This window comes from Streptococcus mitis (assembly GCF_946190325.1).
GTDB lineage: Bacteria > Bacillota > Bacilli > Lactobacillales > Streptococcaceae > Streptococcus > Streptococcus mitis_CF.
In genome coordinates, this window is record NZ_CAMHZR010000002.1 from 328,248 (window position 1) to 347,723 (window position 19,476).

At 41.6% G+C, this 19,476-nt stretch carries 20 protein-coding genes; 9 read left to right on the plus strand and 11 right to left on the minus strand.

The window, feature by feature from the left end; genetic code table 11:
- Positions 1–74 precede the first annotated feature (74 nt).
- From mnmG to mnmA, 4 genes are all read right to left on the minus strand, one after another.
- The gene (mnmG, locus tag N8M95_RS04570; RefSeq protein ID WP_078238064.1) at positions 75–1,988 is read right to left on the minus strand and encodes a tRNA uridine-5-carboxymethylaminomethyl(34) synthesis enzyme MnmG; all 1,914 of its coding nucleotides are present in this window, start codon (positions 1,986–1,988) and stop codon (positions 75–77) included.
- The gene (locus N8M95_RS04575) at positions 1,978–2,406 is read right to left on the minus strand and encodes an NUDIX hydrolase (protein ID WP_084950697.1); all 429 of its coding nucleotides are present in this window, start codon (positions 2,404–2,406) and stop codon (positions 1,978–1,980) included. The genes mnmG and N8M95_RS04575 overlap by 11 nt, the downstream gene beginning before the upstream one ends.
- An 11-nt stretch (positions 2,407–2,417) precedes the next feature.
- Complete coding sequence (locus N8M95_RS04580) at positions 2,418–2,873, minus strand: NUDIX hydrolase (RefSeq protein ID WP_261057606.1); 456 nt, start codon at positions 2,871–2,873, stop codon at positions 2,418–2,420.
- 140 nt (positions 2,874–3,013) lie between these two features.
- Complete coding sequence (gene mnmA / locus N8M95_RS04585) at positions 3,014–4,135, minus strand: tRNA 2-thiouridine(34) synthase MnmA (RefSeq protein ID WP_261116694.1); 1,122 nt, start codon at positions 4,133–4,135, stop codon at positions 3,014–3,016.
- Between the two features lie 301 nt (positions 4,136–4,436).
- Here mnmA and N8M95_RS04590 point away from each other — a divergent pair, with 301 nt between their 5' ends.
- Positions 4,437–5,318 (plus strand): hypothetical protein, encoded by an 882-nt coding sequence (locus tag N8M95_RS04590; protein ID WP_033682454.1) that lies wholly within the window; start codon positions 4,437–4,439, stop codon positions 5,316–5,318.
- 87 nt (positions 5,319–5,405) lie between these two features.
- Here N8M95_RS04590 and apf read toward each other — a convergent pair whose 3' ends face one another.
- The gene (gene apf, locus N8M95_RS04595) at positions 5,406–6,056 is read right to left on the minus strand and encodes an aggregation-promoting factor (protein ID WP_033682455.1); all 651 of its coding nucleotides are present in this window, start codon (positions 6,054–6,056) and stop codon (positions 5,406–5,408) included.
- A 239-nt stretch (positions 6,057–6,295) separates the two neighbouring features.
- On the opposite strand from apf, the gene sdaAB reads away from it, so the two are divergent.
- Genes sdaAB through N8M95_RS04610 form a run of 3 tightly spaced genes read left to right on the plus strand, consistent with a single transcriptional unit; the run spans position 6,296 to position 8,502 of the window.
- A complete protein-coding gene (sdaAB, locus tag N8M95_RS04600; protein WP_000838909.1) occupies positions 6,296–6,967 on the plus strand; it encodes an L-serine ammonia-lyase, iron-sulfur-dependent subunit beta in 672 nt (223 codons plus the stop codon).
- A gap of 8 nt (positions 6,968–6,975) precedes the next feature.
- Positions 6,976–7,848 (plus strand): L-serine ammonia-lyase, iron-sulfur-dependent, subunit alpha, encoded by an 873-nt coding sequence (gene sdaAA / locus N8M95_RS04605; RefSeq protein WP_261116695.1) that lies wholly within the window; start codon positions 6,976–6,978, stop codon positions 7,846–7,848.
- A gap of 21 nt (positions 7,849–7,869) precedes the next feature.
- A complete protein-coding gene (locus N8M95_RS04610; protein WP_020901806.1) occupies positions 7,870–8,502 on the plus strand; it encodes an HAD family hydrolase in 633 nt (210 codons plus the stop codon).
- Between the two features lie 307 nt (positions 8,503–8,809).
- Here N8M95_RS04610 and N8M95_RS04615 read toward each other — a convergent pair whose 3' ends face one another.
- Positions 8,810–10,660: a polysaccharide biosynthesis protein gene (locus N8M95_RS04615; protein WP_033682456.1), complete on the minus strand. Its 1,851-nt coding sequence runs from the start codon at positions 10,658–10,660 to the stop codon at positions 8,810–8,812.
- 67 nt (positions 10,661–10,727) lie between these two features.
- Positions 10,728–11,765, minus strand: a complete 1,038-nt coding sequence (locus N8M95_RS04620) for a glycosyltransferase family 2 protein (protein ID WP_390897289.1) — start codon at positions 11,763–11,765, stop codon at positions 10,728–10,730.
- 150 nt (positions 11,766–11,915) lie between these two features.
- Between N8M95_RS04620 and N8M95_RS04625 the strand changes: the two genes are divergently transcribed.
- From N8M95_RS04625 to N8M95_RS04645, 5 genes are all read left to right on the plus strand, one after another.
- Positions 11,916–13,082, plus strand: a complete 1,167-nt coding sequence (locus N8M95_RS04625; protein WP_261116696.1) for a CynX/NimT family MFS transporter — start codon at positions 11,916–11,918, stop codon at positions 13,080–13,082.
- 138 nt (positions 13,083–13,220) lie between these two features.
- The gene (locus N8M95_RS04630; RefSeq protein WP_000273858.1) at positions 13,221–13,547 is read left to right on the plus strand and encodes a PadR family transcriptional regulator; all 327 of its coding nucleotides are present in this window, start codon (positions 13,221–13,223) and stop codon (positions 13,545–13,547) included.
- Complete coding sequence (locus tag N8M95_RS04635) at positions 13,534–14,127, plus strand: DUF1700 domain-containing protein (protein ID WP_020902112.1); 594 nt, start codon at positions 13,534–13,536, stop codon at positions 14,125–14,127. Before N8M95_RS04630 ends, N8M95_RS04635 begins: the two co-directional genes overlap by 14 nt.
- A complete protein-coding gene (locus N8M95_RS04640; protein ID WP_261116697.1) occupies positions 14,120–15,034 on the plus strand; it encodes a DUF4097 family beta strand repeat-containing protein in 915 nt (304 codons plus the stop codon). Before N8M95_RS04635 ends, N8M95_RS04640 begins: the two co-directional genes overlap by 8 nt.
- Before the next feature lie 62 nt (positions 15,035–15,096).
- Positions 15,097–16,161: a DUF6574 domain-containing protein gene (locus tag N8M95_RS04645; protein WP_261116698.1), complete on the plus strand. Its 1,065-nt coding sequence runs from the start codon at positions 15,097–15,099 to the stop codon at positions 16,159–16,161.
- Between the two features lie 70 nt (positions 16,162–16,231).
- Here N8M95_RS04645 and N8M95_RS04650 read toward each other — a convergent pair whose 3' ends face one another.
- From N8M95_RS04650 to N8M95_RS04665, 4 genes are all read right to left on the minus strand, one after another.
- A complete protein-coding gene (locus tag N8M95_RS04650; RefSeq protein WP_033682463.1) occupies positions 16,232–17,092 on the minus strand; it encodes a DUF4299 family protein in 861 nt (286 codons plus the stop codon).
- A 121-nt stretch (positions 17,093–17,213) separates the two neighbouring features.
- The gene (gene trhO / locus N8M95_RS04655) at positions 17,214–18,200 is read right to left on the minus strand and encodes an oxygen-dependent tRNA uridine(34) hydroxylase TrhO (RefSeq protein WP_001030035.1); all 987 of its coding nucleotides are present in this window, start codon (positions 18,198–18,200) and stop codon (positions 17,214–17,216) included.
- A 132-nt stretch (positions 18,201–18,332) separates the two neighbouring features.
- Positions 18,333–18,629, minus strand: a complete 297-nt coding sequence (locus N8M95_RS04660) for a bacteriocin immunity protein (protein WP_261116699.1) — start codon at positions 18,627–18,629, stop codon at positions 18,333–18,335.
- Between the two features lie 55 nt (positions 18,630–18,684).
- On the minus strand, positions 18,685–19,374 hold the full coding sequence (locus N8M95_RS04665) for a CPBP family intramembrane glutamic endopeptidase (RefSeq protein ID WP_261116700.1): 690 nt from the start codon (positions 19,372–19,374) through the stop codon (positions 18,685–18,687).
- Positions 19,375–19,476: the final 102 nt, after the last annotated feature.

The window sequence follows — 19,476 nt, forward strand, 5'->3', positions numbered from 1 at the left end:
ATAAAAATCGAAATCAGACTAGAAGGCTAGGCGAAAGCATAACTTGAGTTAGGTGAGCCGAAGCCGACGACGTATTATTTTGATTTTTGAAGAGTTTTAGAAATACTACGATTTTTACCTTCAAGATACACCATCAAAATAGAAATATCTGCTGGGTTTACTCCCGAAATACGGCTGGCTTGGCCGATGGTTTCTGGATTGATAAGTTTGAACTTCTGACGGGCTTCCGTCGCGATAGAATCAATATCATCCCAGTCAATATTGGCTGGAATGCGTTTTTCTTCCATGCGTTTCATCTTGGCAACCTGATCCATAGCTTTTGAGATGTAACCCTCGTATTTGATTTCTGTTTCAATCAATTCGATAATCTTGTCATCCAAGTCCTCTGCTGCTGGCCCGATGAAGGCCACCACATCTTGATAAGAAACTTCTGGACGACGAAGAAATTCCTTGGCTGTCACCGCATCTGTCAACGGCTTGAAGCCCATCTCCTCAACCTTGGCATTGGTTTCCTTGACTGGTTTGAGTTTGATACTGTCGAGACGCTTCATCTCATTGTCAAATTGATTTTTCTTGATCTCAAAACGAGCCCAGCGTTCATCATCCACAAGTCCAATCTCGCGTCCCATCTCTGTCAAACGCATATCAGCATTGTCATGACGAAGAATAAGGCGGTATTCAGCACGACTGGTCAAGAGACGGTAAGGTTCAATGGTTCCTTTGGTCACCAAGTCATCAATCATAACCCCAATATAACCGTCACTACGCTTCAAAATCAACTCAGGCTTGCCTTGGACTTTCAAAGCCGCATTGATCCCAGCGATAATCCCTTGGCCAGCAGCTTCTTCATAACCTGATGTTCCATTCGTCTGACCAGCAGTGAAAAGACCTGAGATTTTCTTGGTTTCCAGAGTCGCACGCAACTGGTGAGGCAAGACCATGTCATACTCAATAGCATAACCTGTTCGCATCATCTCTGCATTTTCCAAACCTTTGATGGAATGAACCAAGTCACGCTGGACATCCTCAGGAAGACTGGTTGAAAGTCCTTGAACATAGACTTCCTCAGTATTGCGCCCTTCTGGCTCAAGGAAGAGTTGGTGGCGCTCCTTGTCCGCAAAGCGCACAATCTTGTCCTCAATCGACGGACAGTAACGAGGCCCCACTCCCTTGACCACACCTGTAAACATAGGCGCACGGTGGAGGTTGTTTTGGATAATCTCATGACTGGTACCGTTGGTATAGGTCAACCAGCATGGCACTTGGTCTTTGACATAATCCTCATCTCGTGAAGTGTATGAGAAATGATTAGGCGCTTCGTCTCCTGGCTGAATCTCGGTCACATCGTAGTTGATAGAAGAAGCCTTGACACGTGGAGGGGTTCCTGTCTTGAAACGACCAATTTCGAGGCCCAGTTCCTTGAGATTGTCAGCAAGATTAATAGAAGCTAGGCTGTGGTTAGGACCTGATGAATACTTAAGGTCTCCAATGATAATTTCCCCACGGAGGGCCGTCCCTGTCGTCACGATAACAGCCTTGGCAGCATACTCTTGATGGGTAGCTGTACGAACACCGACAACCTTGCCATCTTCCACCAAAATCTCATCAATCATGGTTTGACGAAGGGTCAGATTCTCTTGATTTTCAACCGTCTTGCGCATCTCCTTAGAGTAAAGCTCCTTGTCAGCCTGCGCACGGAGGGCACGGACAGCTGGCCCCTTCCCTGTGTTGAGCATCTTCATCTGGATGTAAGTCTTGTCAATGGTTTTGGCCATCTCGCCACCGAGGGCATCAACTTCACGCACAACAATCCCTTTGGCAGAACCACCGATAGAGGGATTGCAAGGCATGAAAGCCAGCATTTCAATGTTGATAGTCGCAAGCAAAACCTTACAACCCATACGGCTAGCAGCTAAGGAAGCCTCGACCCCAGCGTGTCCCGCACCAATTACAATAATATCGTATTCTTCTGTAAAATTATATGTCATTTCTTAACCTTTCAAAAATTTCTCGTAAATAAGGAACTAACTTCTCCTCCTCTAGAGCTTGAGCCATAGTAACCCATTTAAAGTGCGTATGCTCTTCAGGATCTAATCTGATAATTGGCTTCTCCCCAACCCACTCTGCTTTATAAACTAATCGAGTAAAGACAGTATCCTTAGAAGTATCCAGTTGACTATCTTCGTGAAGAAGTTTGAGCGAACTGCTATCTAGCCTAACTCCCGCTTCTTCAATACATTCTCTAAGAGCTCCATCTCGCGGAAGTTCACCCTTTTCAACCCCGCCACCAGGAATATCCCAGTAAGTTGGATAAACATTGGGTTGTCCTCTTTTAATTTCCGAACGCTGAATGAGCAAATAATCATCTCCACTATGAACAAGTACATGGGCAATAAGCTTAACCATCCTTTTCTCTCCTATTCCTCAAAATGAATGTGTCTTAGTTGGCCGTCCCAATCTGGCAGGGCTGTTTTCAAAAAGGCTGGAACTAGATTGATACCCTTAAGTTTGTCTAAGTCAATCCACTCACAAGGCTGCGTTTTTTCGTCTTCCTGCATGGTCAATGGGGCATCCTCCAGCAAGTCTACCAAATAATGAAATTCGATGTTATGATAGGAAACACCGTCCTGTTCAAAACGATTCTCAACTACAAAGGCTAGTCGCCCAGCCTCAGCTTTGACACCCAGTTCTTCCCTCACTTCACGGACTACCGCTTCTTCCGTTCTTTCATTGACTTGGATCGCACCACCAATAGTGTAATACTTGTTCTTGTCTTTGGTAACCAAAAGCTGATTATTTTGAACAATCAAGGCTGTCGCCCGAACACCAAAGACCGTGTTCCCCACTTTGGTCCGAAAGTCTTGTTGAGTCATTTTTTTCCTTTCCCTTAAACGACACAAAAACAGTCAAAACTCCAAAGAAGTGCAGGACAAAAAGACCTGCAACATCCATGAGCTTTGACCATCATTTCTATTGCTTTTATTATTGTAGCAAATTGAGAAAATTTGTCAATCTATATGTACTGACAAACTTGTCCATCGCGGTAGGCATTGTCAATCAAGCCACCACCGAGACACTCTTCGCCATCGTAAAAGACAACTGCCTGTCCTGGTGTAATCGCGCGTTGTGGCTCCGCAAAGATGACCTCTGCCTTATCCCCTTTGACATGGACGGTCACCTTAGAATCAGGCTGACGATAGCGGAATTTAGCCGTACATTCGAGCGTAAACTCTTCTGGCATGTCACGAGTAAAGTGAACCTGACTGGCCTCTAGGCTGGTTGACATGAGCGAATCATGGTAGAAACCTTGGCCTACATAGAGGATGTTCTTGCTTAGGTCTTTTCCGACAACGAACCAAGGGGCATTGTCACCGCCGTGTTGCCCACCGATACCGAGACCACCACGCTGACCAATCGTATAGTACATCAGACCTGCATGCTCGCCCATATCGCGACCATCCACAGTCATCATGCGACCAGGCTGAGCTGGTAGGTAGTTGCTGAGGAAGTTTTTAAAGTTCTTTTCTCCGATAAAGCAAATCCCTGTCGAGTCTTTCTTCTTAGCAGTCGCAAGTCCTGCTTCTTCTGCGAGTCTGCGAACTTCAGGCTTTTCCAAATGTCCCAGAGGGAACATGGTTTTTTGGAGTTGTTCTTGCGAAAGTTGGCTGAGGAAATAGGTCTGGTCCTTGCCATTGTCCACGCCCCGAAGCATGTGAACAGTGCCATCCTCATCACGCGACACTCGGGCATAATGCCCAGTCGCTACATAGTCTGCCCCCAAGGTCATGGCATAGTCCAAAAAGGCCTTGAACTTGATTTCCTTGTTGCACATAACATCTGGATTTGGCGTGCGTCCTGCACGGTATTCCGCTAGGAAATACTCGAAAACGCGGTCCCAGTACTCTTTTTCAAAGTTGACAGAGTAGTAGGGAATGCCAATCTGGTCTGCCACCGCAGCCACATCCTTGTAATCTTCGGTCGCCGTACAGACGCCATTTTCATCTGTGTCATCCCAGTTCTTCATGAAGATACCGATTACATCGTAGCCCTGCTCTTTAAGCAAGAGAGCCGTCACCGACGAATCAACACCACCACTCATCCCCACGACAACACGTGTTTTAGAGTTATCACTCATGGTAAGTCTCCCATCTATTCGTTTATTCACGATTGAAGGTCGTGTGTGCTTAACGATTGAAGGTCGCTTGAGCAGTATTCATTATAACATGCTTGGTTGGAGAAGACAAGAAAGAGGCTGATATTCTGATATTCTCTTTGATAGAAACAGAAATATAATTACAAAAAGGGCAATGAACAGTTAAATCTCGATTCTACTTATAAACTTATTTATAAAATAAGCTAAAAATGATATACTGTAATGAGGAGGAAGTCGTACATGATCCCTTAAAGATACTACCATCCATGTACGTAGTACGATTGTGAAAAACTACAAAGATATTCTAACATCAAAAAATACTATTTTTACTATCATTATTGTTGTAGGTCTTGGACTTTTAATAGGTTTAGTCATTCATCAAGAACATATCCAAGCAGAGAGAGGAAATATCGCTCTCAGCAAACAACATAAGAATGGACAAGATGTCGAACAAGTAAAAAATGCTATTAAAAACTTCAATATTGATTCTGAAACGATTATAGAGGATTGGAAAAAAATTCAAGAATTAAAGCCAACCTCTGATGAAGGCAAAAAGACATTAGCAGATTTTCTTACTTCTACGGCCGATAAAATCACTAATCATTATACTGAAAAAGCTTTAAAATTGGATATAAAGGAATCCGATAGCCAGTTTGAAGATAAACAAGCACTTGAAACAGCCATCACTTCCTTACAAAAAATACTAGAAATTATTAAAAGTGTCAACTCCACAAGCGAACAAGCTACTATTGATGAAAAAATAAAACCCATTCAAGAACTGATTTCAAAATTCCAAAAGCAAGTTGAAGTCTTGACCAAAAAAGAAGAAGAGCAGAAGTCTAATAAAAAAGAAACAGAAACGACTAGTAACGTTGAGGGAAGAGAAAGCTATTCTTCAGAAGGAGGTAGCTACACTCCAAGCTATACTGAGTCAAATGGGAACAGATATAATTCACAAGCACCTGCAAGCGAGCAATATTCATCTGATGGTGCTAGAAGTGGGGGAAACACTGCTGTCAATACACGAGATCAAGCTACTGATACTGCAGGAGCCCAAGGAGATACGAATACCAATAATAATAGTAATAATGCTGAGGTTCCCGATACTAACAGTAATAATCGCACTAATTCAGCTGGAGAAACTCCAGAATCTCGTCAGCCGTAAGCAATCTTTTATTACTACTATTTAAAAATTGTCTTTTGTCAAATAAAAGCACACAAAAAGAGCCATCCAAGGCTCTTTTTCTATTTCTTAATACCAGCCGTTGTTAAGCCAGAAGTTTTTAGCAGCAGTCCATGAACCGTAGCGTCCTGCAACGTAAGCATCTGCCACACGTTCTTGGTTAGCAGCTGAGTAGTCACCGTTCAAGTATGAATCTGTCAATTGGTAACGTCCGATGTATTGGCCGTTTGTAGCTGTATAGCTACCACCTGATTCTTTTTGTGCAATCCATTCTTTAGCTTCTGCTTCAGATCCACTTACAGTTGCAACTGGTGCTGAAGTTTCTGCTGCAGCAACCGTTTCTTCTGCTGCAGGTGTGCTTGCAGCTGGTGCTGCTTCTTCTACTACTTCTGTAGTTTCTGCTGCTGGAGCTGAAACAGTTTCATCTTGAGCAGCTGGTGCTGCATAAGTAGTTGGCGCTGGTGTTGCAGCAGGCGCTACAGGGCCATCGATAACCAACTCTTGACCAACATAAATCAAATGAATGTTGTCGATGTGGTTGTTTTCTGCCAATTTCTCAACAGTTGTGTTGTGAGTTTCAGCGATTTCTGAAAGTGTATCACCTTCTTTAACAGTGTAAGTTGATGATTCTTGAGCAGATACAAATGATGGAGCAAATACTGTAAACAAGGCAGCTACTCCTGCAAGAGTTGTTTTAATCTTTTTAGTTGTTGATTTCATATTTGAAAATTCTCCTTCTTTCTATAGTTCTATCATACCCTTTAAATATTACCGTTTCTTGACACTTTTATGTAGAAATATTACAAAATTATTTTTTATTTCCCTAAATAAGCTATTTTTTGTTACAAAAGATGCTTTTTTATGCTATTTGTAGTGTAAAAAGGTTTTCATCCACAATTAAAGCCAATACCTTCATTCTTTGATATAATAGAGATAAGAATTTTTATAAGGGGAAACTGATGAAATCACTTCGTTTTCAATCTGTCTTTGATATCATCGGACCAGTTATGATTGGCCCATCTAGTAGCCATACCGCTGGTGCTGTTCGTATTGGGAAGATTGTCTCTTCCATTTTTGATGATACTCCGACAGAAGTCGAATTCCAACTATTTAACTCATTTGCCAAAACCTATCGTGGTCACGGAACAGACCTAGCCCTTGTTGCAGGTATTTTGGGCATGGATACAGATGATCCTGAAATCCCAAACAGCCTGGAGATTGCCCACAAGCGTGGCATCAAGATTGTCTGGACCATTCAGAAAGACAGCAATGCCCCTCACCCAAACACCACTAAAATTACCGTCAAAAATGCTCACAAGACCATCAGCGTGACTGGTATTTCTATCGGGGGAGGGAATATTCAGGTAACCGAACTCAATGGCTTTGCCGTCTCTCTCAATATGAATACACCGACGATCATCATCGTTCATCAAGATATTCCAGGTATGATTGCCCTTGTTACGGAGGCTCTTTCCCGCTATGATATCAATATCGCCCAGATGAACGTTACTCGTGAAAAAGCTGGTGAAAAAGCTATTATGATTATCGAAGTTGACAGTCGCAACTGTGATGAGGCCATCGAAGAAATTCGAAAAATCCCTCATCTCCACAATGTCAATTTCTTTAAATAGGAGGAAGCATGTTTTATTCTATCAAAGAATTGGTCGAGCAAGCAGATCTGGACTTTCAAGGAAATGTCGCAGAACTCATGATTACAACAGAGTTTGAATTGACCGGTCGCGAACGTGAAGAAGTCTTCCTTCTCATGGAACGCAATCTGGAAGTCATGAAAGCCTCTATCCAACTCGGCCTCAATGAAAATAAATCTCGTAGTGGCTTGACAGGTGGAGATGCTGCCAAATTGGATCACTACATTAAAAACGGAAAAACTCTATCAGATTACACGATTCTCTCTGCTGCCCGAAATGCCATTGCAGTCAATGAACACAATGCTAAAATGGGCTTGGTCTGCGCTACTCCAACCGCTGGAAGTGCTGGCTGTCTCCCTTCTGTTCTCACTGCTGCTATTGAAAAATTAGACCTCAGCCACGAGCAACAGCTGGATTTCCTCTTTGCTGCGGGTGCCTTTGGACTAGTCATCGCAAACAATGCCTCTATCTCAGGTGCTGAGGGCGGTTGCCAGGCCGAGGTTGGTTCGGCCTCTGCTATGAGTGCTGCTGCCTTAACTCTAGCTGCAGGTGGGACACCTTATCAGGCCAGTCAGGCTATTGCCTTTGTCATTAAAAATATGCTGGGCCTCATCTGTGACCCTGTTGCCGGCTTGGTTGAAGTTCCCTGTGTTAAACGTAATGCCATGGGAGCTAGCTTTGCCTTCATCGCAGCAGACATGGCCTTGGCAGGTATCGAATCTAAAATACCTGTGGATGAAGTTATCGATGCCATGTACCAAGTAGGAGCAAGCATGCCAACTGCCTTTCGTGAAACAGCTGAAGGTGGACTCGCTGCCACCCCTACTGGTCGTCGCCTCCAAAAAGAAATTTTCGGAGAATAAGTTTATCAAATAGGAGAAATCATGACCTCTATCACAGCGATTTTTTTCGATCTGGATGGAACCCTCGTTGACAGTTCTATCGGGATTCACAATGCCTTTACCCATACCTTTAAGGAGCTGGGAGTGCCTAGCCCTGATGCCAAAACGATTCGTGGTTTTATGGGACCACCCCTTGAAAGTAGTTTTGCGACTTGCCTGCCCAAAGAACAAATTTCTGAGGCCGTGCAGATATACCGTTCTTACTACAAGGAAAAAGGCATCTATGAAGCTCAACTATTTCCTCAGATTGTAGACTTGCTTGAGGAGTTATCGAGCAATTACCCTCTTTATATCACCACTACAAAGAATACTCCAACCGCTCAAGACATGACTAAAAACTTGGGAATCTATCATTTCTTTGATGGCATTTATGGTTCCAGCCCTGAAGCACCCCATAAGGCAGATGTCATTCGCCAAGCCTTGCAGACACATCAACTAGCACCGGAACAAGCCATCATCATCGGAGATACCAAGTTTGATATGCTTGGAGCTCAAGAAACAGGCATTCAGAAATTGGCCGTCACTTGGGGATTTGGAGAGCAAGCAGATCTACTAAACTATCAACCTGATTATATGTCCCACAAACCCTTAGAAGTTTTGGAGTATTTTCAATAACATAGACTGGGCGACAACCCCATTTCAGAAGAAAATAAAGTAATACTCAATGAAAATCAAAGAGCAAACTAGCCGCAGGCTGCTCAAAACACTGTTTTGAGGTTGCAGATAAAACTGACGAAGTCAGCTTAAAACATGGTTTTGAGGTTGTAGATAAGACTGACGAAGTCAGTTACCTATACCTATGATACCTACGGCAAGGCGACATTGACGTGGTTTGAAGAGATTTTCGAAGAGTATAAGTCTCTACATAACAAAACGCATATTACCAAGGTTCTTCTGAACTGATAATATGCGTTTTTCTTTTTTATTCAACGTGGGTTGTTTGATTGGCAAAGGCGATAATGGCTTGCTTCAACTCATCTCCACTAAGAGTGCGGAACTCTTCAATCTTTTGATCGATGGCTTCTAGAGGCATGACATTAACCTTACCAACGAAAATCTTATCCATAACCTGATTGTCAACGAGTTCGGTTGATACCAAGAGTTCTTCGTAAAGTTTTTCGCCTGGGCGGATTCCAACTTCAACAATTGGAATTTCGCTCTCAGTGTGTCCACTTAGAAGGACCATTTTCTTGGCCAAGTCATAAATCTTGACTGGTTTGCCCATATCAAGGATAAAGACTTCCCCATCTTTGGCATAAGCGCCAGCATGGATAACCAAACGGCTAGCTTCTGGAATAGTCATAAAGTAACGGGTCATACGGAAGTCTGTCACCGTTACAGGACCACCTTCAGCAATCTGGCGTTCAAAGACTGGAATGACACTACCACGGCTACCAAGTACATTCCCAAAACGAACTGCACAGTAGGTTGATTGGCTACGTTGGTTAAAGCCAGTGACAATCAACTCAGCCACTCGCTTGGTTGCTCCCATAACATTTGGTGGATTAACCGCCTTATCTGTCGAAATCATAACCATCTTAGGTACTTTGGCTTCATCAACAGCCTTAGCAACGTTGTAGGTTCCACGGATATTGTTTTTGAAGGCTTCTTTTGGATTGCGCTCCATCATAGGAACGTGCTTGTGGGCTGCCGCATGATAAACAATAGCTGGCTTGTACTTTTCAAAGACTTGCAAGAGACGATCATAGTCTTGAATATCTGCGATAACTGGTACATAATCAATCCCTTGGAACTTGCGAATCAATTCATGATAAACAAGGTAGATTGAGTTTTCCCCATGACCGAGCAAAACAATGCGTTCAGGATTGAAACGGCTAACTTGTCGACAGATTTCAGAACCGATTGAACCACCAGCCCCTGTGACTAAGATTGTCTTACCTGTCAGTTCTGCGCCCAGACGCGATTCATCAAGACGAATTTCCTGACGGCCCAAAAGGTCTGTGATATCAATCTTCTGGAAGCCTCCACCTGCTTGGTGAAGTCCTTGAACAACCGTTTCAACCTTAGGCATCTTGTAACATTTGACACCCAGCTTATTACACATCTGCAAGATACGTTCATATTCTGACGGGTCAAGCGACGGAATCGCAACGATAACACGCTCGATTTGATGGCGTTTGGCTAATTCAGGAAGATCCTCATATGAACCCAAAACAGGGATTCCACCAAGTTTTTGACCCTTTTTCTTAGAATCCTTGTCCAAAATACCGACAAGTTCTAATTCACTGGTTGGATGTTGGTAACTATCCATAAAGAGAGCTCCACCATCACCGGCACCAATCAAGAAAGTCCGACGGTGTTCTCCATCACCACTTCCCTTTTTGCGTTTGGAGTAGATTAACTGCCAAGTAATCCGTGGCAATAAAATCAAGAAAGTACTCAACAAGATAAAGAGAAAGATAAAACGGATAGAGAAGAGGGGCAAGAAGGCATAGCAGATACTATATGACAAGATACTGCTAGCAGTCACACCAAAAAAGATTTTCATGAAATCCGTAATCTTGCTGTAACGACTAATACTAGCGTTCAATCCCCAAAATCCAATCATCAATTGATAGAACAGGAAGGCCAAACTCGTATAGATAATGTAGTCAACAGGTGCTGGATTAATCAAGCCGTAGAATAAAATATAAGATACAATGATGGAAACCACCATACTCAAAATATCAAATATTCCCCAGAAAACCTGTTTTTGTTGTTTATTTAAAATTTCCACCAGATCAATCACATAATCTGTGAGTTTTTTATTCATAGAAATTTACTCCTCCTTAAAAGAGTTTTACTATATTGTTATTGTAGCATATTTTAATTTATTTGGCTTATTTTTCCAAATAAATTACTGTTCTCTTGTACTTCTTCTTCCATTTAAATCCTCTAATTAAACCTACAATCGTCCCAAGGCCATAAGCAAAGTGAATGGAAAATAAAAGAAAGGGCATCACAATTAGAAATCCATTTTTATGTTTTAATAAAGTCAGCAAAGTGAGTAATGACAAAAGTAGAAAATAGGCACCTAATAGTAAAGTTATGAATACGAATGTGATCGGTAACAATACTAGACTAAACACAAGACTCAAAACAAATAAACAAGGGACATAGTGAAATAGTGATAAACACTTAGGCTGAACATGTGTTGTCAAGCCAATCCACAAACCATTTGAATATTTTTGATGCAACATTTTCTTGAATGTTGGTCGAATATACTGATAAGATAGAATACTTGGGCTATAACGGATTTTATAACCATGCTCTCGAATTCTATAATGAATATCATTATCTTCAGTTCGTCCAAGTTGCTCATTTACTAAACCGACCTTCTGGAAAACCTCTCGTTTATACATCCCATGAAAAATGGAAGAAACATATCTATCCTCAGAACTATTTCGGTAATTGGCAATGCTACTACCAAACATATTTTCCTCAACAAGATGCAGGATCTCTGCCCATTTTCCCTTTTCTTCAACAATCGTCGGTCTAGGTCCCCCACAAACAGATTCACCTTGTTGAATAACAGCCACATTGTTCATTACAAAACTCTCAGTAACTTTTGAATGGGCATCAATTTTTAAAATAAGATCTCCTACAGAATGTTTAACGCCCAAGTTAAAACCACTAGCTTGATTTTTCTTAGGATTGTTATACAATCTAATTGAGTTAAACTCTATATCTTCCTTTATAAATTCCTGAATGATAGCTGTGGTCCCATCCGTAGACATAGCATTTATAAATAGAATTTCAATATTCTCTTTAGGATAGGTTTGATTTTTTAAGTCTTCAATTAGACCAGGCAAATATTTTTCTTCATTGTATGCACTGATTACAATGGATACGAGAAGACTGTCAACATTTTGAGTCACTACTACTCTCCTGAATTTTTCCTTCCACTATTTTATCATAATTTTCAAGACTTTCCCATTTTTATCTTGAAAGCCAGAAACCTTACTTGACATTATAGGGAAAAAACCTTAAAATAAGCTGTTATTAAAATCAGCTAGAAGAGGTAATATATGAAAAAGCAATCACTCTTTTTTGTTCCAGGTATTATCCTGATTGGTGTTTCCTTGCGGACTCCTTTTACTGTTTTACCCATTATTTTGGGAGATATTTCGCAAGGGCTGGGAGTAGAAGTTAGTTCGCTTGGTGTCTTGACCAGCCTTCCTCTCCTCATGTTTACCCTCTTCTCGCTCTTTTCTACCCGACTGGCTCAGAAAATTGGCTTAGAGCATCTCTTTACCTACAGCCTCTTCTTCTTGACCATTGGCTCTCTGATTCGACTAATCAATCTGCCCCTGCTCTATCTAGGAACCTTGATGGTTGGGGCAAGTATCGCAGTCATCAATGTGCTGCTTCCTAGTCTCATCCAAGCCAATCAACCAAAGAAGATTGGTTTTCTGACCACCTTATATGTAACCTCTATGGGGATTGCGACGGCTCTGGCTTCCTATCTAGCTGTGCCTATTACACAAGCCAGTTCTTGGAAAGGACTTATCATCCTCCTCACCCTGCTCTGTCTAGCAACTTTTTTGGTCTGGCTGCCAAATCACCGCTATAATCACAGACTGGCTCTACAAACCAAACAAAAAAGCAAAACAAAGGTCATGCGTAATAAACAAGTCTGGGCAGTGATTGTCTTTGCCGGTTTTCAATCCTTGCTCTTTTACACCGCTATGACCTGGCTACCTACCATGGCTATCCACGCAGGCCTATCCAGTCACGAAGCTGGCTTGCTGACATCTATCTTTTCTCTGATTAGCATTCCTTTTTCAATGACCATCCCAAGCCTGACAACCAGCTTGTCTACTCGCAACCGTCAGCTCATGCTCACTCTGGTTTCACTAGCTGGTGTGGTCGGCATTTCCATGCTCTTTTTCCCGATCAATAATTTCATTTACTGGCTTGCCATCCATCTCCTCATCGGAACCGCAACAAGCGCCCTCTTCCCTTATCTCATGGTCAACTTTTCACTCAAGACAAGCGCTCCTGAAAAGACAGCCCAATTGTCCGGTCTATCTCAAACAGGAGGCTATATCCTGGCAGCCTTTGGACCGACTCTCTTTGGTTACAGTTTTGACCTCTTCCACTCTTGGGTACCAGCTGTAGCTGCTCTCTTACTCGTCGATATCCTGATGACTGTGGCCCTCTTTACAGTGGACAGAGCTAATAAAATCCTCTAAACTTCTAGTTTTTACTAGGAGTTTTTTATATATAAAAATTTTACACATTTTTCTTGACAGGGCTTTCTTTTAGATGTACAATGTATGTGTAGAAAAATTATATATAAAAATCTTACATATTAGAAAAGGAGGTTTCCCATGTACTTTCCAACATCCTCTGCCTTGATTGAATTTCTCATCTTGGCCGTACTGGAGCAGGATGATTCTTATGGTTATGAGATTAGCCAAACCATTAAGCTGATCGCTAATATCAAAGAATCTACACTCTATCCCATTCTCAAAAAATTGGAGGGCAATAGCTTTCTGACAACCTATTCTAGAGAGTTCCAAGGTCGCATGCGCAAATACTACTCCTTGACAAATGGTGGTATAGAACAGCTCGTGACCCTAAAAGATGAATGGGCACTTTATACAGACACCATCAATGGCATCATAGAAGGGAGTATCCGCCATGACAAGAACTGAATACCTGACTCAGCTAGAACTCTATCTCAAAAAACTGCCTCAGGCTGACCAAATTGAAGCCATGGACTATTTCAGGGAACTCTTTGATGATGCTGGAGTCGAAGGAGAAGAAGAACTCATCGCTAGCTTGGGAACTCCCAAAGAAGCAGCCCACGAAGTTCTCTCCAATCTTCTCGATAAAAAAATCAATGAAGCGCCCGCTCAAAAAAATAACCGACAAATTTTACATATCGCCTTGTTAGCCCTCCTTGCAGCACCCATCGGTATTCCTCTGGGAATCGCCATCCTCGTGGCTCTGTTCGGAATTCTTGTGGCTGCTTTGACTGTCATTCTGGCTTTCTTTGCAGTTTCCATACTTGGTATCATCGGCGGATTTCTATTTTTAGTTGAAAGTTTCACTGTCCTCGCCCAAGCTAAATCAGCCTTTATCTTGATTTTCGGTTCTGGTTTACTGGCCATCGGTGCTTCGTCTCTGGTCTTACTAGGCATTTCCTATGTAGCCCGCTTCTTCGGCCTACTCATTGTTCGCCTGGTGCAATTTGTTCTTAAAAAAGGAAAGAGAGGTGACCAGCATGCGTAAATGGACAAAAGGATTTCTCATTTTTGGTGTGGTGACTACCGTTATCGGCTTTATCTTGCTTTTTGTAGGCATCCAATCTGACGGGATTAAGAGCCTACTTGCCATGTCCAAGGAGCCTGTCTATGATAGTCGGATGGAAGAGTTGACCTTTGGCAAGGAAGTCGAAAACCTAGAGATTACTCTCCACCAACACGCGCTGACCATCACAGACTCTTTCGATGATCAAATCCACATTTCTTACCATCCATCTATTTCTGCTAACCATGATCTTATCACAAATCAGAACGATAAAACGCTGAGCCTAACGGATAAAAAACTGTCTGAAACTCCATTTCTCTCTTCTGGAATTGGCGGGATTCTCCATATCGCAAGTAGCTACTCTAGTCGTTTTAATGAAGTTATTCTCCAAGTTCCAAAGGGAAGAAGTCTAAAAGGGATCAACATCTCAGCAAATCGCGGTCAAACCAGTATCACTAATGCTAGTCTTGAAAATGCGACCATCAATACCAATAATAGCTATCTCCTCCGAATTGAAGGAAGTCGTATCAAAAACAGTAAACTCACAACACCAAATATTATCAATATCTTTGATACAGACCTTACAGATAGTCAGCTAGAGTCAACAGAACATCACTTCCACGCTGAAAATATCCAAGTTCACGGCAAGGTGGAATTAACTTCTAAAGACCATCTCTCAATCACTCTGACGCAAAAAGAAAGCCAACGAATTAATTGGGACATCTCAAGTAACTATGGTTCTATCTTACAAGCCACAAGAGAAAAACCTGGATCAAAATACACAGAATTAAGCAACCCTTACAAAACTGAAAAAGCTGGTGTCAAGGATCAACTCATTGCTAGAGCTGATAATGATATCACTCTAGTATCCACACCAATCAGACGTTGACAAAAGCGCTTACATCTGCTACTATGGAAGCATATTTACCTAACTAAAAAGGAGGTTCTACCATGAAACAAGAATGGTTTGAAAGTAATGATTTTGTAAAAGCAACAAGCAAGAACAAACCTGATGAACAGTCCCAAGATGTTGCAGACAAGGCTGAAGAAAGGATAGCCGATCTCGATACACCAATTGAAGAAAATACTCAGTTAGAGGAGGAAGTCTCTCAAGCTGAAGCCGAACTAGAAAACCAGCAAGAAGAGAAAATTGAAACTCCTGAAGACAGTGAAGCGAGAACAGAAATAGAAGAAAAGAAGGCATCCAGTTCTACTGAAGAAGAGTCAGACATTTCTAAAGAAACAGAAAAAGTCACTATAGCTGAAGAGAGTCAAGAAGCACTTCCTCAGCAAAAACCAACCACGAAAGAGCCCCTTCTTATCAGTCAATCCTTAGAAAGTCCCTATATCCCCGACCAAGCTCCAAAATCTACGGATAGATGGAAAGAGCAAGCGCTTGATTTTTGGTCTTGGCTAGTGGAAGCAATCAAATCTCCTACAAGCAGTCTTGAAACAAGTAGCACACACAGTTACACAGCCTTTCTTTTGCTCATTCTGTTTTCTGCATCTTCCTTTTTCTTTAGTATCTACCACATCAAACAAGCCTACTATGGACATATAGCAACTATCAACAGCCACTTCCCTGAACAATTTGCTTCATTAAATCTCTTTTCGATTATCTCTATCCTAGTAGCAACAACACTCTTCTTCTTTTCATTCCTCTTGGGTAGTTTCGTGGTGAGACGATTTATCCACCAAGAAACTGACTGGACCCTAGAAAAGGTTCTCCAACAATATAGTCAACTCTTGGCAATTCCAATCATCCTCACTGCTATTGCTAGTTTCTTTGCCTTCTTTGATAGCCTACGATTTACAGCCCTCTTGTGTGTGATTAGCATTGGAATCATTCTGCTTGCTAGCCTTCATATCATTACAAGACCTAGTCAAGCAAGTGAAACTGACTCCTTCTATCAATTATTCTTGTCTGTCCTTGTGAACGGAGTCATTATCCTCCTCTTCTTTGTAGCTGAAGTGGCACTGATTGGAGATTATCTTCGTATCTTGGCCTTTCTTTAAGATTCAATCCTGTCATCCATGGCAGGATTTTTTCTATATCAAAAAGCAAGTCAATTGACCTGCTTCTGCTTTACTCTTCTTGTGCTAATGTTTTAAAATCTTTTTCTAAGATGGGTTGTACTTCTAATTGATTGGCATCTAGTTGGTGGTAAAGTTCTGACGGTAGTACCTCAAGGAATTTTGCATAGTCCAAGCGGGCAATGGCTTCATAGTCTTCTGGTTTAGAGCCATCTCCTGTGATTTGAACCAAGTCAATCTCCCACTGCACTTCCTTATCCACCAATTGCTCCATATAGGCTGCAGGAACAAATGGTTCTCTCGGTAAAACAGTCTTGACTCCTTGAGCTAGATGGTATACACCATGCACTTGGCCTTCTCCATCCTGATAGAAGGAAACTCTTGCAAAGTAAGCATCAGTCTCTTGAACCGCACGTACACGTGCTTCAAACTGTGCCAAACCATCTACCTCTAAAAAGCTTTTCAAGTCCTCATGACTAAATAAAACAGGATTAAAAATTCCTTGGCAAATCGTAAAACGGGCTGCAGTGTCTGCTAAATAGGCTTGAATACGTGCTTGGAAATAAGCTTCAAAGTCAAAACCATCTAGTCCTTCAATCTCAGTTCCTGTATAAGCAAGCAGAGCATCTAAAAATGACTTGATGATTTCCCAGTCTGTCTTCGTTAGTAGGTCAGGAAGATCGACACGGTAAGCCTTTTGATCATCAGCATAACTGACTTTAAAAAGAAATTGTGATTGCCCCACTATCGCACACTCGATATACTCGAGACGGTTAAGAGGCTGACGGAGATAGACGGCATCATAGCTATGTGACTCCAAACCATCTACCAAGGCCAAGACGGACTTGGCAGTCAAAATTTCCTGTTCTCCTAAAATGCTCTGTTTATTTGGAATATAAAATATTTTCACCATAACTAAACTCCTTCGAAATCGTTTACATATAGTATACCTTATTTTCCTGAAAGATACAGAAACAAACTTTAGATTTTTGAGTAAAAAGCATAGAAAAACAGCCCCTGAGGACTGTTTGATCTTATACAGTAGCTGCTTGATCCAAGCTTTCACCGATAGCGGCTAGGCGCTCGACAACTTCAGCTTGTGTCAATTCATTTTCTGAAACATAGCGGTTACGTGGGTGAACACGGCACTCGTGTGAGCATCCACGAAGGTACTTGTCTTCATTTTCTTCTGATGTCAAGATACGACGGTTACAGAATGGATTTCCACAGTTGACATAACGTTCACATGGTGTTCCATCAAACCAGTCTTTCCCTACGATAGTTGGGTTGACATGGTTAACATCTACGGCAATACGCTCGTCAAAGACGTACATTTTCCCATCCCAAAGTTCACCTTGGACTTCTGGGTCTTTACCGTAAGTTGCAATTCCTCCGTGCAATTGGCCTACATCTTTGTAGCCTTCACGGACCATCCAGCCTGAGAATTTCTCACAGCGAACGCCACCTGTACAGTAAACCACAACACGCTTGTCCATGAATTTTTCTTTGTTATCACGAACCCATTGTGGCAACTCACGGAAGTTGCGAATGTCCGGGCGGATAGCCCCACGGAAATGTCCTAGGTCGTACTCGTAATCGTTACGTGTGTCAAGGACAACTGTATCTTCGTCAAGAAGGGCTTCTTTGAACTCTTTTGGAGACAAGTAGGCACCTGTTGTTTCAAGTGGGTTGATGTCATTGTCAAAGTCATTGTCTTCCAAACCAAGGTGGACAATTTCTTTCTTGTAGCGAACAAACATCTTCTTGAAGGCTTGTTCATTTTCTTCGTCAATCTTGAACCACAGATTTTCCATACCTGGGAGGCTGTGAACGTAGTCCATGTATTTTTGAGTTGTTTCATAATCACCTGAAACTGTTCCGTTAATTCCCTCGTCAGCGACTAGGATACGGCCTTTAAGGCCGATTGATTTACAGAAGGCCAAGTGGTCTGCAGCAAATTGCTCTGCATTTTCAATTGGAGTGTAAAGGTAGTAAAGTAAGACACGAATATCTTTTGCCATAAGATTTGTTCTCTTTTCTATTCTTAAATTTTCAGAATTTTTTATTTATCAATATTAGTATACCTGCTTAAGAAAACGAATGCAATTTATTTGACTGGAAATTTATAGAAAGAGTCCTATCCCTGTACTTCATCAGTAGCCATAGCGAATAGCAGATAATTCTCTCAATTTTTTGATCTGCTCAGCTTGATTTTCTGATAACATCAGCTTATTATCAATCAACACACGTGAGATGTCAACATTCATTTGACTCAAAATAAATGGAGTAGAGGTCCCATCGTCCTCTAATCGTCTTTTATAACTCACTAACAGATTTTTCAAGGGAGTCAGCTGAGGCGTATCCTTTATGTCTTCTAGTAGATGATCTATGATAGTCATGGCTTCACAACGTCTTTCGCTTCCTCCTGCAAACCATTTTAATGGTGTCATTCTTATTTCCCTCCTTAAATTGAAAAGCTATCATTCCTAACTCTCGCGTCAGTATTTACCCAAACACCCTCTGTAAAAAAGTCAGCAAAAATGGTAATGTCGCGAAAATATTATTAATCACATGCACCGCATAGGAAGGATAAATGCTCTTGGTATAGCGGGTCAAACTAGCAAAGATGATGCCAGATGTTGCAAAGACGAAGATATCTAACAAACTAGGCAGGCTTGAAAAATGAGGAAGAGCAAATAAAATGGACGGAAGAAGCAAATCAAGGCCAAATCTCGAATGCTTAAAAAAGGCGTGTTGCAGTAATCCTCTATAGATTAGCTCTTCCATAAGTGGAGTCAGAAAGAACAAAGTTATATAGATACCTAGCTCAGCAAAGTTAGTCTCACTATAACCTATCAATACAGCCCAACCTTCAGCAGTTGACTGAACATGTTTAGCTGTCTGAACGTTAAAAGAGATCTGGAGCACTACCACTAATACTGTCAAAATCGAATACCAAAGCCATTTTTTTCTTGGAATGTGAAAGAGATAACCATGACCTGTCTTAACCAGAATCCAAATCATGACTCCGCTAAATAGCACACTCAAGATATTTCGAATCCAGAAAAAATTTCCTATCTGAGAAGAAAATTGCCAATAATTTTGGACAATAAGCGTCAGCTGAGAAAGACCAAATACGAAAAATAAGTAAGAGAAGACTGCACTTATTTTGAATAGAAGTTGATACTTTTTCATGTGAACCCTCCTTTGTAAACTTGGAACATCTCTAATATAAGCTATATTTTCCTAAATCCTTACTCCAAATCCAAAATGGTACTTGAGATTTCCTGAATGGTT

Excerpts from the sequence above, each read along its gene's own strand:
- mnmG (WP_078238064.1), bottom strand. The coding sequence starts at position 1,988 with ATGACATATAATTTTACAGAAGAATACGATATTATTGTAATTGGTGCG.
- N8M95_RS04575 (WP_084950697.1), bottom strand. The coding sequence starts at position 2,406 with ATGGTTAAGCTTATTGCCCATGTACTTGTTCATAGTGGAGATGATTAT.
- N8M95_RS04580 (WP_261057606.1), bottom strand. The coding sequence starts at position 2,873 with ATGACTCAACAAGACTTTCGGACCAAAGTGGGGAACACGGTCTTTGGT.
- mnmA (WP_261116694.1), bottom strand. The coding sequence starts at position 4,135 with ATGAGTGATAACTCTAAAACACGTGTTGTCGTGGGGATGAGTGGTGGT.
- apf (WP_033682455.1), bottom strand. The coding sequence starts at position 6,056 with ATGAAATCAACAACTAAAAAGATTAAAACAACTCTTGCAGGAGTAGCT.
- sdaAB (WP_000838909.1), top strand. The coding sequence starts at position 6,296 with ATGAAATCACTTCGTTTTCAATCTGTCTTTGATATCATCGGACCAGTT.
- sdaAA (WP_261116695.1), top strand. The coding sequence starts at position 6,976 with ATGTTTTATTCTATCAAAGAATTGGTCGAGCAAGCAGATCTGGACTTT.
- N8M95_RS04610 (WP_020901806.1), top strand. The coding sequence starts at position 7,870 with ATGACCTCTATCACAGCGATTTTTTTCGATCTGGATGGAACCCTCGTT.
- N8M95_RS04615 (WP_033682456.1), bottom strand. The coding sequence starts at position 10,660 with ATGAATAAAAAACTCACAGATTATGTGATTGATCTGGTGGAAATTTTA.
- N8M95_RS04625 (WP_261116696.1), top strand. The coding sequence starts at position 11,916 with ATGAAAAAGCAATCACTCTTTTTTGTTCCAGGTATTATCCTGATTGGT.
- N8M95_RS04630 (WP_000273858.1), top strand. The coding sequence starts at position 13,221 with ATGTACTTTCCAACATCCTCTGCCTTGATTGAATTTCTCATCTTGGCC.
- N8M95_RS04635 (WP_020902112.1), top strand. The coding sequence starts at position 13,534 with ATGACAAGAACTGAATACCTGACTCAGCTAGAACTCTATCTCAAAAAA.
- N8M95_RS04640 (WP_261116697.1), top strand. The coding sequence starts at position 14,120 with ATGCGTAAATGGACAAAAGGATTTCTCATTTTTGGTGTGGTGACTACC.
- N8M95_RS04645 (WP_261116698.1), top strand. The coding sequence starts at position 15,097 with ATGAAACAAGAATGGTTTGAAAGTAATGATTTTGTAAAAGCAACAAGC.
- N8M95_RS04650 (WP_033682463.1), bottom strand. The coding sequence starts at position 17,092 with ATGGTGAAAATATTTTATATTCCAAATAAACAGAGCATTTTAGGAGAA.
- trhO (WP_001030035.1), bottom strand. The coding sequence starts at position 18,200 with ATGGCAAAAGATATTCGTGTCTTACTTTACTACCTTTACACTCCAATT.
- N8M95_RS04660 (WP_261116699.1), bottom strand. The coding sequence starts at position 18,629 with ATGACACCATTAAAATGGTTTGCAGGAGGAAGCGAAAGACGTTGTGAA.
- N8M95_RS04665 (WP_261116700.1), bottom strand. The coding sequence starts at position 19,374 with ATGAAAAAGTATCAACTTCTATTCAAAATAAGTGCAGTCTTCTCTTAC.